The sequence below is a fragment of the Nocardiopsis alborubida genome (genome assembly GCF_012396365.1).
GTDB classification, from domain to species: Bacteria; Actinomycetota; Actinomycetes; order Streptosporangiales; family Streptosporangiaceae; genus Nocardiopsis; species Nocardiopsis alborubida.
In genome coordinates this window covers 96872-111141 of record NZ_JAAXPG010000022.1, presented here as the reverse complement: position 1 = coordinate 111141, position 14270 = coordinate 96872, and the positions used below count along the sequence as shown (strand labels likewise).

Below are 14270 nucleotides of genomic sequence, written 5' to 3'. Positions count from 1 at the left end.
GCCCCCGCGCGCGGGCTCCCACACGCGCGGACCTACCCGGACGGCCCGGGCCCCGGGCGGTCAACCCCGTTCCCGGGCGTACTCGGCCAGGTCGCGCACCTGCTCGGGCAGGTACACGTACGGGTCCTGCCCGGCCGCCTCGAAGCCGCGCTGGGCGTGCTCGTTGGCCCGGATCCGGAAGTCGCAGTCCGCGGACAGCTTGTTGTCCCACACCTTGACCGCGCGCACCCGCTCGTAGCGGCGCAGCACGTCGGGGATCTCGGTGTACCACTCCAGGGTCTCCCGCGGGCCGATGGGCGTGGTGCCCATCTCGCCGATCATCACCGGCTTGTCCGGGTCGATCCCGTGTTCGGGCCCCTCGTTCTGGAACCACTCGTAGGCCGGACGCATCATGTCCTCGAAGGAGTACACCTCGTCCCAGTGCGGCTGGGAGTCGCAGCCGGTCATGTTGTAGGCCTCCCAGCTGACCCAGTCCACGTAGTCGTTGCCGGGCCACAGGCCGGGGAGACGGTCGAAGTTGCCCTCCCACCCGGTCACGTTCCACACCCAGATGGCATTGTCCGCGCCCTCCTCGCGGTACAGGTCCACGATGTGCCGCCAGGCCCGCACGAACTCCTCGGGGGTGCCGCGCCTGTCGTAGCGCGTGTTGGCGTCGGCCTCGTGGTCGAAGGTGACGAAGTAGGGCACCCCCAGTTCCGCGACGGCGTCGGCCTGGGACCGCAGGGAGTCGTCGAACTCGCCGTCGATGATGGACTCGTAGGAGACCGCCGGGTGCCCGGAGCGCGTGAACCGCCGGGCCTCGATGTTGGTGTGCACGAACCTGCCCTCGGCGATCAGGTCGCGTTCGCGCCTGCCGGGGATGTTCGCCTGGTCGACGCCGCGCCAGGTGTAGACGATGTCCATGCGGCGGTCGACCGCCTCCTCCAGCGGCTCGATCCGGTCCTGGTAGGGGCTGGCCCCCCACCAGACTCCGCACGAGGGTTCCAGGATCTCCGAGACGGTGCACTCCTCGTCGGCGGCGTACCCCCCGCCCCGGGGGGGCTCCGCCGCCCCCACCGGCCGGTCCGAGGGTTGCCGTGGAGAGGACGGGGTCCCGTCCGCCGGGCTGTCCCCCGCCCCGGCCAGTGTCAGGACGAGGGTCAGTGCCCCCGTCGTCGCCAGTGCCCGTACCGGTCCCCTGTCCACGGCGAACTCCCCCTAGCTCTCCGAATGCTACTCAGAGTGTTCAGATGGACACCATACGTCATATTTGGGGCGGACAACAGTCCTTGAAGTGGCAAAACGGACTTCAGTAGCCGTAACGCCCTCGGGACGGAGCCGTCACGGCGGCCACCAGACGCCGCCGCCAGGAGGGCATCGCCTCGCGCCACCCGTGGTCGGCGCGGACCCCGACGCGCCCGGCCGTGAAGCGCATCGGGTTTCCCGACACGGCGTGCCCCTCCGACAGGCCGGAGCAGCCCCGCGCCGCGTCCGGCGGGGTGCCCGGGTACCCCGCGAACCCCGCGATCCGGTCGAACTCGCCGCCGGGGTCGGCGACGAAGTCCTCGTAGCGCACGCGCAGGGTCGGGACGCCGCGCCGGGCCAGGGCGTCGAAGCAGGCGTTCTGGGTCATCCACTGCACCGACGCCCGACCGGCCGAGTAGCGGGCCATCTCCGGCTCGCTGCTGTCGGGGGAGGCGTCCGGGCGCGCCACGCGCCTGGCCCAGGAGTGGGCCACCGCACGCGGGTCGCGCACCACGTGCAGCAGGCGCATCCGGGCGCCGTAGCGCCAGCGCAGACAGGCGGCCAGGGAGGCGTGCTTGCTGGCGTCCACGATCACGTGGGCACCGCTGACCAGGGCCACCGCCGAGTACAGGCGGTGGTAGAGCTCGGTGTAACGGTCGCAGCGGGAGGCGAGCAGGCCCTGGTGCGGGCCGTTGAGCAGCACCGGCAGGAACCGGGTGCGGTCGACGCGGTCCTTGAGCCGCAGCACCTCCCCGGTGTCCAGACGGTCCCAGCCGCCGAAGGCCTCCTTGCCCACCTCGGACCAGAAACCGCAGCCGGAGAACGGTCGGCCGCAGCCGCACCGCTCGTCCTCCACCAGTCCGCGCCGCCACAGGTGCACGACCTCGCCGACCGAACAGAACCCGGGCAGTTCGCCGAGGAGCCGCTCGACCAGGGTCGAGCCGGAGCGGCCCATTCCGCCGACGAACACCAGTCGATAACCATCGTCCACCGCACCAGGCTATTACTTTCGGTCATCGAACAAGACCCCGACGTGACGACTGCGCGCCCGGATCGGGGACCGCGCCCCAGGCACGCGTCGGCCCCGGTCCGGGGGAGGTGTCCCCCGGACCGGGGCCGACCGGTTGTTCGTCTGCTCCTCGCGCGGTGGCCGCGGGGGCGGGCTGTGGACGAGCGGGGTCTCCACAACCCCCCGGGTCAGAGGCCCTGGACGTTGAGCAGCAGGTTGACCGTGCCCGCGGGAACGCCGCCGAGCTTGTCCGCTCCGGCGTTGGAGACGAGCCAGTCCTGGATGGCGGCCTGGTCGTCGTCGCCGTTCACGCTCTTGTACAGGGCTGCGGCCCCGGCGACGTGCGGGCTGGCCATCGAGGTGCCGTCGTAGGAGTCGGTCCCTCCGCCGGGGACGGTGGACTCCACGTCCACACCGGGGGCGTAGATGTCGACGGACGGGCCGTGGTTGGAGAAGGGGGCCGCGGTGTCGGTCGCGTCGGAGGCGCCGACCGTGGTCACGCCCTCGGCGCCGCCCGGGGAGGTGTTGCCCGCGTCCTGGCCCTCGTTGCCCGCCGCGACCGCGACGAACACACCGGACGCGGCCAGGCTGTTGACGGCCTCGTCCAGGGTCGGGGAGACGGGGCCTCCCAGTGACAGGTTGGCCACCGCGTTGGGTCCGGCGTTGGCGGCCACCCAGTCGATGCCGGCGATGACGTCGTCGTAGGAGCCCGAGCCGTTGTCGTCGAGCACCTTGACGCCGAAGAGGTCGGCGGCGGGGGCGACGCCGTACGCGGCGGAGCCGATGGTGCCCGCGACGTGGGTCCCGTGGCCGTTGCCGTCGGAGCCGTCGCCGCCGTAGGCGTCGAAGGCGGAGGAGGCACGACCGCCGAAGTCGGGGTGCGAGGCGTCGATGCCGCTGTCGATGATGTAGGCGGAGACGCCGGCCCCGTCACCGGTGGTGCCGTAGGAACCGTCCAGGGGGAGGTCCTCCTGGTCGATGCGGTCCTGGCCCCACGTGACGGTGGTGTGCGCGACGCCGACCTCCTCGACGTAGGCGACGCCCGACTGCCCGCGCAGTTCGCGCACCTCCTCCGCGCTCAGACTGGCCGAGTAGCCGTTGACGACCTCGTCGTAGGCGTGGTTGACCTGGCCGGAGGAGATGCCGAGGGACGAGGGGGTGACGGAGGCGGCGCTGAGCGTGTCCTCCAGGACGACGAAGTAGTCGCCGGTGGCCGAGGCGCCGACGGTGTGGAGGGGGGCGAGCTCGTCGGCGCCCGCCGAGACGGCTCCCGACAGGGCCAGGGGGACGGAGAGGGCTCCGGCCGCGGCGAGGCCGAGCACCGTTCTCCTCGTGGTGTGCCTGTGCACTCGTATTCTCCTTTTGCGGGGGACGGTAATGGGAGGCGCACAGCGGTTAATAACCCAGAGTAGTCATGCGATTCCAGGTTTGCTGCGCTTTGCCACCATAACCAGACTTCGCCCTCCGCTCCAGGGTGCGAGGGCAACTTTTTTTGCGTCCAAGTACCTCACGGCGACCTTCGGGGGCCGTGGTCGCGCAGCGTCCGAGTGCTTCGACACCGCGGGGAGGAGGCCTGAAAACACCCTCCTGTAGTGGTCAAACGTTTTTCGGACAGGCCTTTCGGCTCCTTCCGGAGTCCTTGTGGAGAAACACGTCGTTGACCCTCGGAAACCATTCCGCAAGAATCTGAGGACCGAAAGAGATTTCTCGGATAGCACGGTCGCGGGCATCGGCGGCGCACCTGACGGTGCCCTTTCCGCCCCCGCGCCGCCCCTTTCCGGTGCGTCCGGGCCCGCCGCACCCGCTCCCCGCGGGGCCTCCCCGTCCGGCGGCGGAACACGTGGAGGGGGCCGCCCTCGCGGGCGGCCCCCTCCACGTTCCGGACGTCCGGCGCCCCGGGTCAGTCGGTCTTGACGACCATCCCCGCGGCGACCGTGACGTTGGTGGACTCGTCGATGAGGATGAACCCGCCCGTCTGGCGGTTCTTGGCGTACTCGTCCACGAACAGGGGCTGGGTGGAGCGCAGCCGCACCCGGCCGATCTCGTTGAGCGACAGGTGCTCGGCCTGCTCGTCGCGGTGCAGCGTGTTGACGTCCAGCCGGTACCGCAGGTCCTTGACCACGACCTTCGCGGTGCGGGTGGTGTGCTTGAGGATGAGCTTGGAGCGCGGTTCCAGCTTGCGCGCGTCCGTCATCCAGCACACCATCGCCTCCACGTCCTGGGTGACCGCGGGGGCGTTGTTGGGGCGGCAGATCATGTCACCCCGGGAGATGTCGATCTCGTCCTCCAGCAGGAGGGTGACCGACATCGGCGAGTAGGCCTCGGTGACGTCGCCGTCGGCGGTGACGATCCTGGCGATCCGCGTGTTCAGCCCGGACGGCAGGTGGGTGACCTCGTCGCCCGGCTTGAGGACGCCGCCCGCGAGCTGGCCCGCGTAGCCCCGGTAGTCGTGCAGCTCGGGGTCGGCCGACCTGTGCGGCCGGATCACGTACTGCACGGGGAAGCGCGCGTCGATGAGGTTGCGGTCGGAGGCGATGTGCACGTTCTCCAGGTGGTGGAGCAGGGAGGGCCCGGTGTACCAGGGCATGTTCTCCGAGCGGGTCACCACGTTGTCGCCGTTCAGGGCCGAGATCGGCACGAACGTCAGGTCGCACACGTCCAGCTTGGTGGCGAAGTCGGCGAACTCGGCCTTGATCTCCTCGAAGCGGTCCTGGGAGTAGTCCACCAGGTCCATCTTGTTGACCGCCAGCACCAGGTGGGGCACCTGAAGCAGGGTGGTGAGGAAGGCGTGGCGGCGGCTCTGCTCCTGGAGGCCCTTGCGCGCGTCCACCAGGATGATGGCGAGGTCGGCCGTGGAGGCGCCGGTGACCATGTTCCGGGTGTACTGGATGTGCCCGGGGGTGTCGGCGATGATGAAGGTGCGCTTGGGGGTGGCGAAGTAGCGGTACGCCACGTCGATGGTGATGCCCTGCTCGCGCTCGGCGCGCAGGCCGTCGGTGAGCAGCGCCAGGTTGGTCTGCTCCTCGCCGCGCGCGACGCTGGTGCGCTCCACCGCGTCGAGCTGGTCCTCGAAGATGGACTTGGAGTCGAACAGCAGTCGGCCGATCAGGGTGCTCTTGCCGTCGTCGACGGAACCCGCCGTCGCGAACCGCAGGATGTCATTGCTCATGCTTGCCTGGTCCAATGCGGAGTGTGTGGTCTGCGGGGAACGGGTGGCCCGCGCCGGAGGCGTACCGGGATCCGGAGGCCGCCGAGCCGCTCACGGGGGGAGCCTGCGTCGGCTGGGCGCGTCCGCGCCGGGCTCCGACGGGGGCGCGGGGGCGGCTAGAAGTAGCCCTCGCGCTTGCGGTCCTCCATGGCGGCCTCGCTGGCGCGGTCGTCCGCCCGCGTCTGCCCCCGCTCGGTCACCCGGGTCGCGGCGATCTCGGCGATGATGTCGTCGATCTCCACGGCCGTGGACTTGACCGCTCCGGTGCAGGTGAGGTCGCCGACCGTGCGGTAGCGGACGGTCTCGGTGAACGGGACCTCGGTGTCGTCGCGGTTGATGATGGGCGAGTTCGACAGCAGGATGCCGTCGCGCTCGAAGACCTCGCGCTCGTGGGCGAAGTAGATGGAGGGCAGCTCCAGCCGCTCCCGCTTGATGTAGGCCCACACGTCCAGCTCGGTCCAGTTGGAGATCGGGAAGACCCGGATGTGCTCGCCCCGCTCGATGCGGGTGTTGAACACGCTCCACAGCTCGGGGCGCTGGTTCTTGGGGTCCCACTGGCCGAACTCGTCGCGGAAGGAGAAGACCCGTTCCTTGGCCCGGGCCTTCTCCTCGTCGCGTCGCGCACCGCCGAAGGCGGCGTCGAAGCCGTTCTCCTCGATGGCCTCCAGCAGCGCCGAGGTCTGGAGGCGGTTGCGGCTGGCCCAGCGGCCGGTGGGCTCGGTGACCTTGCCCGCGTCGATCTGCTCCTGCACCGAGGCCACGACCAGGCGGACGCCGGCCTCGGCGACCCTGCGGTCGCGGAACTCGATGACCTCGTCGAAGTTGTGGCCGGTGTCCACGTGCATGACGGGGAACGGAACGGCACCGGGCCAGAACGCCTTCTCGGCCAGGCGCAGCATGACGATGGAGTCCTTGCCGCCGGAGAAGAGCAGCACCGGCCGCTCGAACTCCGCGGCCACCTCGCGCATGATGAAGATGGCTTCGGCCTCCAGGACGTCCAGCTGGGAGAGCTGGTAGCGTCCGGCCTGCTGACTCGCCTGACCCATGAATCCGCCTTAGAAATACCGACAGGGCCGACGGCGGAGGGGTCGTCCTATCAGCCCCCCGCGTGCGGACCCGCGCTGTCCAGGTCCGCGCCGTCGCGGATGCTCGCCAACAACATACCCGACAATTCCGATCGGCATACAAGGACATCCGGCAGCAGCGGGTCCGCCGTGTTGTACCGCAGCGGGGATCCGTCGATCCGGGAGGTGTGCAGACCCGAGGCCCGGGCCACCGCCACCGGGGCTGCGCTGTCCCACTCGTACTGGCCGCCCGCGTGCACGTAGATGTCGGCTATGCCGAGCAGCACCGCGCAGATCTTGGCGCCCGCCGAGCCCATCGGGACCACCTCGGCGCCGAGCTGGGTGGCCATCCGCTGGACGAAGGCCGGGGGCCTGGTCCGGCTGGCGGTGATGCGCAGCCGCTGGTCCGAGGGGCGCTCCTCGGGCAGCCACGGCGGATCGACCGTGGACAGGGTGCTGCCCTGGGCGGGCAGCGCCACGGCGCCCGCGACCAGGTCGCCGTTCTCCCACAGCGCCACGTGCACCGCCCAGTCGGTGCGCCCGGCCTCGGCGAACTCGCGCGTGCCGTCGAGGGGATCGATGATCCACACCCGGCGCGCGTTGAGCCGCGCGGGGTCGTCGGCCCCCTCCTCGGAGAGGACGGCGTCGCTGGGCCGCAGCCGTCCCAGCGCGGAGAACAGGAACTCGTGGGAGGTGCGGTCCCCCAGGGTGCGCAGGACGTCGGGCTCGTCGAAACCGTGTCGGGCGCGCAGGCGCAGCAGCAGCTGCCCCGCCTCGCTCGCCAGGTCGCGTGCCACCTCATGATCGTTTCGGATGTTCTTCACCGGCTAGTATGCTCCCGCCCCACGGATCACCGCTGACCACGTCTTCCACAAGATCTGGACGTCCAGTGTCAGCGACCAGTTTTCCACGTACCGCAGATCGAGCCGGACCGATTCCTCCCACGAGAGGTCGGAGCGGCCGCTCACCTGCCACAGACCCGTCATACCCGGCTTGACCACCAACCTGCGGCGGACGTCGTCCCCGTAGCGGGCGACCTCCTCCGGAAGCGGCGGCCTCGGGCCGACGAGCGACATCTCTCCCCGGACCACGTTGACGAGCTGGGGAAGCTCGTCGAGCGAGTACCGGCGCAGCCAGGCCCCCACGGTCGTCACCCTGGGGTCGCGGCGCATCTTGAACAGCACGCCCTCGTGCTCGTTGCGGGGCTGGAGCATCGCCTTCAACGCCTCGGCCCCCACCACCATCGTACGGAACTTGTAGACGGTGAACTCGCCCCCGCCCCTGCCCACGCGCGTCTGGGTGAAGAGGGCTGGCCCGCCGCCCTCGGACCGGACGAGGACGCACAGCACGAGGAACAGCGGCGAGAGCAGCACCAGGGCCAGGGCGGCGGCGCAGCGGTCGAAGGCGCCCTTGAGGACGCGGCGCGCGCCCACCAGTTCGGGGTGCTCCACGTGCAGCAGGGGCAGCCCCGCGACCGGGCGGATGGAGGTGCGCGGCCCGGCCACGTCCATGAGCGCGGAGGCCACGATGAGGTCGGTGCCGGTCTCCTCCAGCCGCCAGGCCAGGCGGCGCAGTTCGGCCCCGTCCATCTCCGGGCAGGCCAGGACCGCGACGGTGTCGGCCCCGACCAGGGCGGCGGCCTCCGCGGCGCCGGTGAAGGTGCCCAGGACCGGGCAGCCCTCCACCTCGTCGGCGCCCGGGCCCGAGGCGGCCTCCCCCTGGGGCAGGCACACGCCCACGACGCGCATGCCGTGGTAGACCTCGCCGCGGAACCGGCGGACCAGGTCGCGGACGGCCACGCGGTAGCCGACGACCACGACCCCGCTCATGCACTGGCCCGAACCGCGGCGCCGGTGCAGGGCCTTGCGGCGCGCGTACCTGAGGCCGAGGGTGAGCAGGAGGATGAGCGGCAGGGTGACGAGCGCGTAGCCGCGGGCGAGGTCGAAGCGCATGGCGTAGGCGCCGACGGCGACGGTCGCGGCGAGGGCGATACCGGCCGTGGCGACGCGGCGGTACTCCTCCGTGCCCACGCCGAGGAAGCGGCGGGCGTAGCCGCCGCCCAGGTAGACGAAGAGGATCCACACGGGGGGCAGCAGGAGGGAGAGGGCCAGGTAGGGCAGGGTGGTGGCCGCCCCGAGGGCGGAGGGGAAGCGGACCGCCGTTCCGCTGAGGGCGGCGGTGAGGGCGGCGGCCAGGTCCAGTCCGACCAGGCTCACGACGTAGGGGCGCACCCAGGCGCTGTTGGTCCCGCCGGGGGAGATCACTCCGCGCCGCTCGGTGGCGCCCGCCGTCCCGGGGATCCCTGGGACCCCTGGGGTTCCGGGGCCGACCACGATCCGCGTCGACTGTTCGCGGACGGTCTCCGTCCGGCTGGTTGTGACCACGTACACTCCCCCAAAACCCACGACTCTGGCAGCTCACACGGCATCGCTCCGCGCGCCACGGGAGAGCACTCTGAGGACGTGAGCGGGGCAGGTGCGTCGGGCGCGGAGACCAACGCCCCGAACAGTAACCAAAAGTAGTGGAAAAGTCGCGCAGTGTTGCGGCTTGTTGGGTAAGGAGCCCCGTTCAAAACAGGAACGTGTCCGTGTCGAGATCCGTTCGGCCGGGCAGGGGGTGACCTGGTGGGGGCACCGGCGGTCACCTGGGGGGCTGCCGGGACCCGGACCTCCCGGCGGCCCGCTCCGCGCGTTCCGGGTGTCCGGGTGTCCGGGTCAGACGTACTCGGGGACCATGGCACCGGCCAGGCGCAGGTGCGGCCCGGCCGGTTCCCGTTCGCCCTGCCGCTGGAGCGTGCGCCCCAGGAGCAGGCGCGCGTACGCGTCGTCCGGGCTCCGCGCCACCAGCTCCTCCAGCACGCGGCGGGCACGGCCCAGCTGCGCGGAGCGGTAGTAGGCCCGGGCCGCGAGCAGGCCCACGTTCCGGTCCGCGGCGTGCTCGTCGAGCATCGGCCGGAGCAGGGTGAGCGCGCCGAGGGGGTCGCCCCGGTCCAGCAGGGACTCCGCCAGGCGGAAGCGCTCGACCTCCTCGGGGAGTCGGCGCGGGGTGTGCCCGGCGGCTCCGACCAGGAAGTCGCGGATCGCGTCGGGGTGCTGGGCGCCCTCCAGGGCCCGGCCGTTGACCACCAGGGTCGGGGAGGTGCGCACGCCCGTGGCCCGGCCCCGCAGGAGGAGCTCGCGAACCCGCTCCTCCCCCGCGCCCCCGGCCAGGAGCCGGCCGCCGCCGGGGAACCCGGCCTCGCGGGCGACGCGGTCCAGGACGTCGGCGGAACCGATGTCCTCGGCCGCCGTGAAGTGGGCGCGCAGGACGCCCTCGGCGACGGCGCCCTGGAGGTCGGGGCCGCCGGTCTCCAGGGCCAGGGACAGGAGGCGGTGGGAGTCGTGGCTGCTGACCCTCCATGCCGCACCCCAGCGGGGACCGAGCCCCTCGGCCGCGGCGGCCTCGGCCACGCGGACGCGGTTCCGGGCCGGGGTGAGGCCGGGCGCGCAGGCCCTCAGGGCGGCGTCCACGAGGGGGTCGCGCAACAGGGGGTCCAGGGGTTCGGCCGCGACCGGGGCGGCGGGGTCGATCCTGTAGGGGCGCCAGACCACCTCGGCCTCCTCACGGAGCGCGCCGTCGAGCCCGGCCAGCGCCCGCTCCAGGCGCCGCTTGCCGATGTACGTCCAGGAGCAGACCGTGTCGGCCCAGATCTCGATCCTCATGGGGACAACATAACCGACATCCGTTGCTTAAACAACAGGTGTATATGAGAGACAGGCGTCGTATACTGTCTCCGTGAACCCCGACGACCCCCGTGTCCAGCGCACCCGCGACCGCCTGCGCACCGCCCTGCTGTCCCTGACCGCGGAGAACCCGTCGGGCACCGTCACGGTCTCCACCGTGGCCAGGCGGGCCGGGGTCAACCGTGCGACCGTCTACCAGCACTACGCCGACCTGGACGCGCTGGTCGCCGACGCCACGGAGAGCGCCGTCGCGCACGTGGCGCGTTGCGCGGCGCTGTGCCCGCTGGACGCGCCCCGCGACCGGGTGCCCGAGCCGCTGGTGGACCTGTTCGGACATGTGGCGGACAGCGCGGTGCTCTACCGCCGGATGCTGTCGGACCACGGCAGCGCCCGCTTCACGAACCGGCTGCGGGGGCGGCTCGCCGAGGAGCTGGCCGCGCGGTTCGCGCGGGGGGCGAGGCCGCCCGGGTTCGACGACGTGCCGGTGCGCACGCACGCCGCCTACCTGGCGGGTGCGCTGGTCGGTGTGATCGCCGACTGGGTCGGCGTCGGAGAGGCCGTGGAGGCGAACGGGGCGGACGGGGCCGGGAAGACGGACGGGGCGAGCGGGGCCGCCCTACCGGAGGAGGCCGCGCTGGCCTTCTGGCGCCTGGTACGCGGCTGAGGCGGACACCGGACACCGAAGCGGCCCGCGTCCCGGCCCCGGCCGCGCCGGGACCGGGACGCGGGCCGCCCCTCTCCCTCCCGGTGTGGTCACCCCTCCCGCCCCGGACGGAAGAGCCGGGCCGGTACGGCGTCGGCCATGGCGGCCATACCGGCGTCGTTGGGGTGCAGGCCGTCGCCGCTGTCGTAGGCGGGCAGCAGGCTCAGCGGGTCGGCGGGGTCGCGCACCACCTCGTCGAAGTCGATGACGGCGTCGTACTCCCCGCTCGTGCGGATCCACGCGTTGACCGCCTGGCGCTTGGCCTCGTTCTCCTCGGTGTGGAAGCCCAGGGTGTCGCCCCCGAACGGCAGGACGGTGCCCCCGTAGACCCGCAGCCCGGCCGCGTGGGCCCGGGCGATGATCTGGCGGTGGGCGCCGATGACCTCCTCGGCCGTGACGGTCTCCGTGACCGGGGCCACGGTGCCGGGGTGGCCCAGGTCGTTGACCCCCAGCAGGACGATGACGTGGCCCACGCCCGGGTGCGCCAGCACGTCCCGGTCGAAGCGGCGCAGGGCGCTCTGCCCGAAGAAGGCCGCGAAGTCCTCGGCGTCGCTGCCCTCGGGCGGGTTGGGGTCGTGCAGCAGGCGGTTGCCCGCGATCCCCGAGTTGAGCACGCCGGTGTGCGGCAGGCGCCGGGCGAGCAGGTCCGGCCACCGGTGGTTCGCGTTCACCTCGGTCTCGGAACCGTCGGTGATGGAGTCGCCCAGGGCCACGACCGCGTCGGCGAGCCGCGTGCGGGACCGCACGCTGACCCCCGAGAGGAAGTGCCACTGGGTGAGCGTGCGGGTCGCCTCGACGGACGTGTCACCGGTGACGTCGCCCGCGGCCACCGCGTTCTCCTGGAAGGAGGAGGCGTGCAGGGTGGTCACCGGGGTCTCCTCCGGCAGGTGGATGCTCACGACCAGGTCGGCGCGTGCGGGCAGTTCCAGCGGTACCGGGTCGCTGACCATGGGCGCGCCCGCCGGGACCGTCACCGACGTGCGGCCGCCGAAGGTGACCGTGCGGTCGGTGGCCGGGTCGATGTCGGTTCCCGAGTCGCCCGCGCGCAGGGCCACGTGCACCCCGCCCACGCGCAGCGCGCTCTCCCCGAACTCGTTGGTCAGGCGCAGGCGCAGCCGGTCGCCGCCGACGCTGGTGCGCACGACCTGGCGGATGGTCTCGTCGTGCAGGACCGGGGTCGCCGTGGCGGGTGCGGCGGTCGGTGCGGCCGCCCAGGTGCCGACCCAGTTCCCGGGGTCGGCCTCGGCCGGTGCGGCCGCGGCGCCGGTGGCGCTCCAGCCGCCGAGCAGGAACAGCGTGCCCGTCATGACGACGGCCAGGCCTCGCCGGGCGCGGGTGGGGGACATGGTCTTCTCCTCGGACGTGGGGGCTGACGTGGCCGGGCGGGACGGGGCGCGCGGGCCCGGAGGAAGCACGGTCTGTCAGCGCCGGGCGGGGAGGGTGAAGTGCCAGCCCTCGGCCCTCAGTTTCGGGATGATCCGGGCCACGGCGTCGACGGTCTGGCCGCGGTCGCCCCCGCCGTCGTGCAGGAGCACCACCGATCCGGGGGTGAGGCCCTCCTCCAGCCGCCGGACGAGTTCGTCGGTGCCGGGCGGCGCCCAGTCCTCGACGGCCAGGCTCCAGCCCAGCGGCTGCATACCCAGTCCGGCCGCCACCTCGGGGCTCCGGCCCCAGGCCCCGTAGGGCGCCCGGAAGTAGGGGACGCGGGCGCGGGGCGCCGCCTCGCGGATGGCCGCGCCGGTCTCCAGCAGGTCCGCGCGGACCCGCTCCGGCGACCAGGCGCTCATGTCGTCGTGGCGCATGGAGTGGTTGCACAGCGTGTGCCCCTCCCGCGCGATCCGCAGGACGAGGTCGGGGTGCTGGCGCACGTGCTCACCCCAGAGGCAGAACACGGCGTGGACGCGGTGTCGTCGCAGCACGTCGAGCAGCCGGGGGGTGTTCTGCGGGTCGGGCCCGTCGTCGAAGGTGAGGGCCACGGCACGGCCGCCGCGCTGCGTGGAGTCGACGATGTCGGGGGTGGCGTGCCCGCCGGGGGAGGGCGGAGCGGGGCGGGCGCCCGCGGGGGCCGCGGCGCACAGGGCGAAGCCGAGGGCGAGCAGGACGGCGAGGACACGGCCCCGCGTCCGTCGGGGGGTGGTGGTCACGCTGGTCTCCTTGACACGGAGCCTGGGGGGTTTCCGGAACATTCCGGAGAAAGCAGCCTAAGGAGCGCCGTGTCGGGGTGTCAACGTTTCCCCCCCCCGCTCACGGCGGCGGGGCGGTGCTGTCCCGCACGACGAGCTCGGTGGCCAGCTCGACCCGCGGGCTCTCGATGGTCTCGCGCTGCACGAGGCGGTGCACGGTGCGCACCGCGAGCCTGCCCATGTCCGACAGCGGCTGGCGCACGGTGGTCAGGGACGGCGAGGACCAGCGCGCCTCGGGCAGGTCGTCGAAGCCGACCACGCTGACGTCGGCGGGCACCCGCAGGCCGCGTCGGCGCAGCGCCTCGTAGACACCCAGCGCCATCTGGTCGCTGGCCGCGAACACGGCCGTGGGCGGCTCGGCGAGCTCGAACAACCGCTCCCCCGCCCGGAAGCCGGACTCGTAGCCGAACTCCCCCGGCACGACCAGCTCGTCGTCGACCGCGAGCCCCGCGGTCTCCAGGCCCGCCCGGTAGCCGTCGAGCCGGGCCCGGCTGCACCACAGCTCGGGGCGCCCGGCGACGAAGGCGATGCGCCGGTGGCCGAGGTGGATCAGGTGCTCGGTGGCGCTGAGGCCCCCGGCCCAGTTGGTGACGCCGACCGTGGGCGTGTCCAGGTCCGGGACGCCGACCGGGTCGACGACCACGGCGGGCACGTGCAGCTCCCGCAGCTCCTCGCGCAGCTCGGGGTCCAGGTCCGTGGTCACGAGGATCGCCCCGTCGGTGGCGCGCGAGCGCACGTTCTCCAGCCACTGGCGGGTGGAGCTGACCCGGCGGTGGATGGCCGACACCACGATGCCGGTCCCGCTCTCGTGCGCGGCGTCCTCCACCCCGCGGATGATCTCGACGGCCCACGGGCTGTCCAGGTCGTTGAAGACGAGGTCGAGCAGGCCGACGCGCTCCCGGGGCCGTCCTCCGCGGCGCCGGTAGCCGTGCGCGCGGATCAGGCTCTCCACGCGCTCGCGCGTGGCGGGGGCGACGTCGCCCCGGCCGTTGAGCACGCGCGAGACCGTCGGCGCGGAGACGCCCGCCTCCTCGGCGATGGCGGAGATCGTGACGTCTCGGGACGGGGTGTCGGGCATGGTCCTCCTTTGTGCTCACCCAGAGTACGAGCACAGCTGGTGGGGCGACAGCTCCGAGACGGGATCTTGACGCTGCGCC

12 protein-coding genes are annotated in these 14270 nt (G+C 72.6%); 1 reads left to right on the top strand and 11 read right to left on the bottom strand.

All coding sequences use genetic code 11. The features are described from left to right. Positions 1 to 60: 60 nt before the first annotated feature. The 8 genes from HGB44_RS21970 to HGB44_RS21935 form a co-directional block, all read right to left on the bottom strand. Positions 61 to 1185, bottom strand: a complete 1125-nt coding sequence (locus HGB44_RS21970) for a glycoside hydrolase family 26 protein (RefSeq protein ID WP_061083638.1) — start codon at positions 1183 to 1185, stop codon at positions 61 to 63. 103 nt (positions 1186 to 1288) lie between these two features. Next, positions 1289 to 2179 carry a sulfotransferase gene (locus HGB44_RS21965; protein ID WP_061083644.1) on the bottom strand — a complete coding sequence of 297 codons (891 nt, stop codon included), beginning with the start codon at positions 2177 to 2179 and terminating at the stop codon, positions 1289 to 1291. A gap of 242 nt (positions 2180 to 2421) precedes the next feature. After that, positions 2422 to 3582: a S8 family peptidase gene (locus tag HGB44_RS21960; protein ID WP_061083639.1), complete on the bottom strand. Its 1161-nt coding sequence runs from the start codon at positions 3580 to 3582 to the stop codon at positions 2422 to 2424. 551 nt (positions 3583 to 4133) lie between these two features. Then, complete coding sequence (gene cysN / locus HGB44_RS21955) at positions 4134 to 5417, bottom strand: sulfate adenylyltransferase subunit CysN (RefSeq protein WP_267909112.1); 1284 nt, start codon at positions 5415 to 5417, stop codon at positions 4134 to 4136. Between the two features lie 140 nt (positions 5418 to 5557). After that, positions 5558 to 6487, bottom strand: coding sequence for a sulfate adenylyltransferase subunit CysD (gene cysD / locus HGB44_RS21950; RefSeq protein WP_061083641.1), 930 nt, complete (start codon positions 6485 to 6487; stop codon positions 5558 to 5560). A 50-nt stretch (positions 6488 to 6537) separates the two neighbouring features. Beyond that, on the bottom strand, positions 6538 to 7329 hold the full coding sequence (locus HGB44_RS21945) for a 3'(2'),5'-bisphosphate nucleotidase CysQ (protein WP_026338425.1): 792 nt from the start codon (positions 7327 to 7329) through the stop codon (positions 6538 to 6540). A gap of 3 nt (positions 7330 to 7332) precedes the next feature. Then, positions 7333 to 8889: a sugar transferase gene (locus tag HGB44_RS21940; protein WP_168444104.1), complete on the bottom strand. Its 1557-nt coding sequence runs from the start codon at positions 8887 to 8889 to the stop codon at positions 7333 to 7335. A gap of 330 nt (positions 8890 to 9219) precedes the next feature. Continuing rightward, on the bottom strand, positions 9220 to 10206 hold the full coding sequence (locus HGB44_RS21935) for a DsbA family protein (protein ID WP_061083642.1): 987 nt from the start codon (positions 10204 to 10206) through the stop codon (positions 9220 to 9222). A gap of 73 nt (positions 10207 to 10279) precedes the next feature. On the opposite strand from HGB44_RS21935, the gene HGB44_RS21930 reads away from it, so the two are divergent. Continuing rightward, entirely contained in the window at positions 10280 to 10891 is a 612-nt protein-coding gene (locus tag HGB44_RS21930; RefSeq protein WP_061083643.1) for a TetR/AcrR family transcriptional regulator, read from the top strand. A gap of 89 nt (positions 10892 to 10980) precedes the next feature. Here the strand turns inward: HGB44_RS21930 and HGB44_RS21925 are convergent, their stop codons facing one another. The 3 genes from HGB44_RS21925 to HGB44_RS21915 form a co-directional block, all read right to left on the bottom strand. Beyond that, entirely contained in the window at positions 10981 to 12276 is a 1296-nt protein-coding gene (locus HGB44_RS21925; RefSeq protein ID WP_061083733.1) for an SGNH/GDSL hydrolase family protein, read from the bottom strand. Between the two features lie 75 nt (positions 12277 to 12351). Next, positions 12352 to 13074 carry a polysaccharide deacetylase family protein gene (locus tag HGB44_RS21920; protein ID WP_082768661.1) on the bottom strand — a complete coding sequence of 241 codons (723 nt, stop codon included), beginning with the start codon at positions 13072 to 13074 and terminating at the stop codon, positions 12352 to 12354. 100 nt (positions 13075 to 13174) lie between these two features. Next, positions 13175 to 14191 carry a LacI family DNA-binding transcriptional regulator gene (locus HGB44_RS21915; protein WP_061083731.1) on the bottom strand — a complete coding sequence of 339 codons (1017 nt, stop codon included), beginning with the start codon at positions 14189 to 14191 and terminating at the stop codon, positions 13175 to 13177. Between the last annotated feature and the right edge of the window lie 79 nt (positions 14192 to 14270).

Coding starts and splice junctions, on each gene's coding strand:
- HGB44_RS21925 (WP_061083733.1), bottom strand. CDS start 12,276: ATGTCCCCCACCCGCGCCCGGCGAGGCCTGGCCGTCGTCATGACGGGC.
- HGB44_RS21915 (WP_061083731.1), bottom strand. CDS start 14,191: ATGCCCGACACCCCGTCCCGAGACGTCACGATCTCCGCCATCGCCGAG.
- cysD (WP_061083641.1), bottom strand. CDS start 6,487: ATGGGTCAGGCGAGTCAGCAGGCCGGACGCTACCAGCTCTCCCAGCTG.
- HGB44_RS21965 (WP_061083644.1), bottom strand. CDS start 2,179: ATGGGCCGCTCCGGCTCGACCCTGGTCGAGCGGCTCCTCGGCGAACTG.
- HGB44_RS21935 (WP_061083642.1), bottom strand. CDS start 10,206: ATGAGGATCGAGATCTGGGCCGACACGGTCTGCTCCTGGACGTACATC.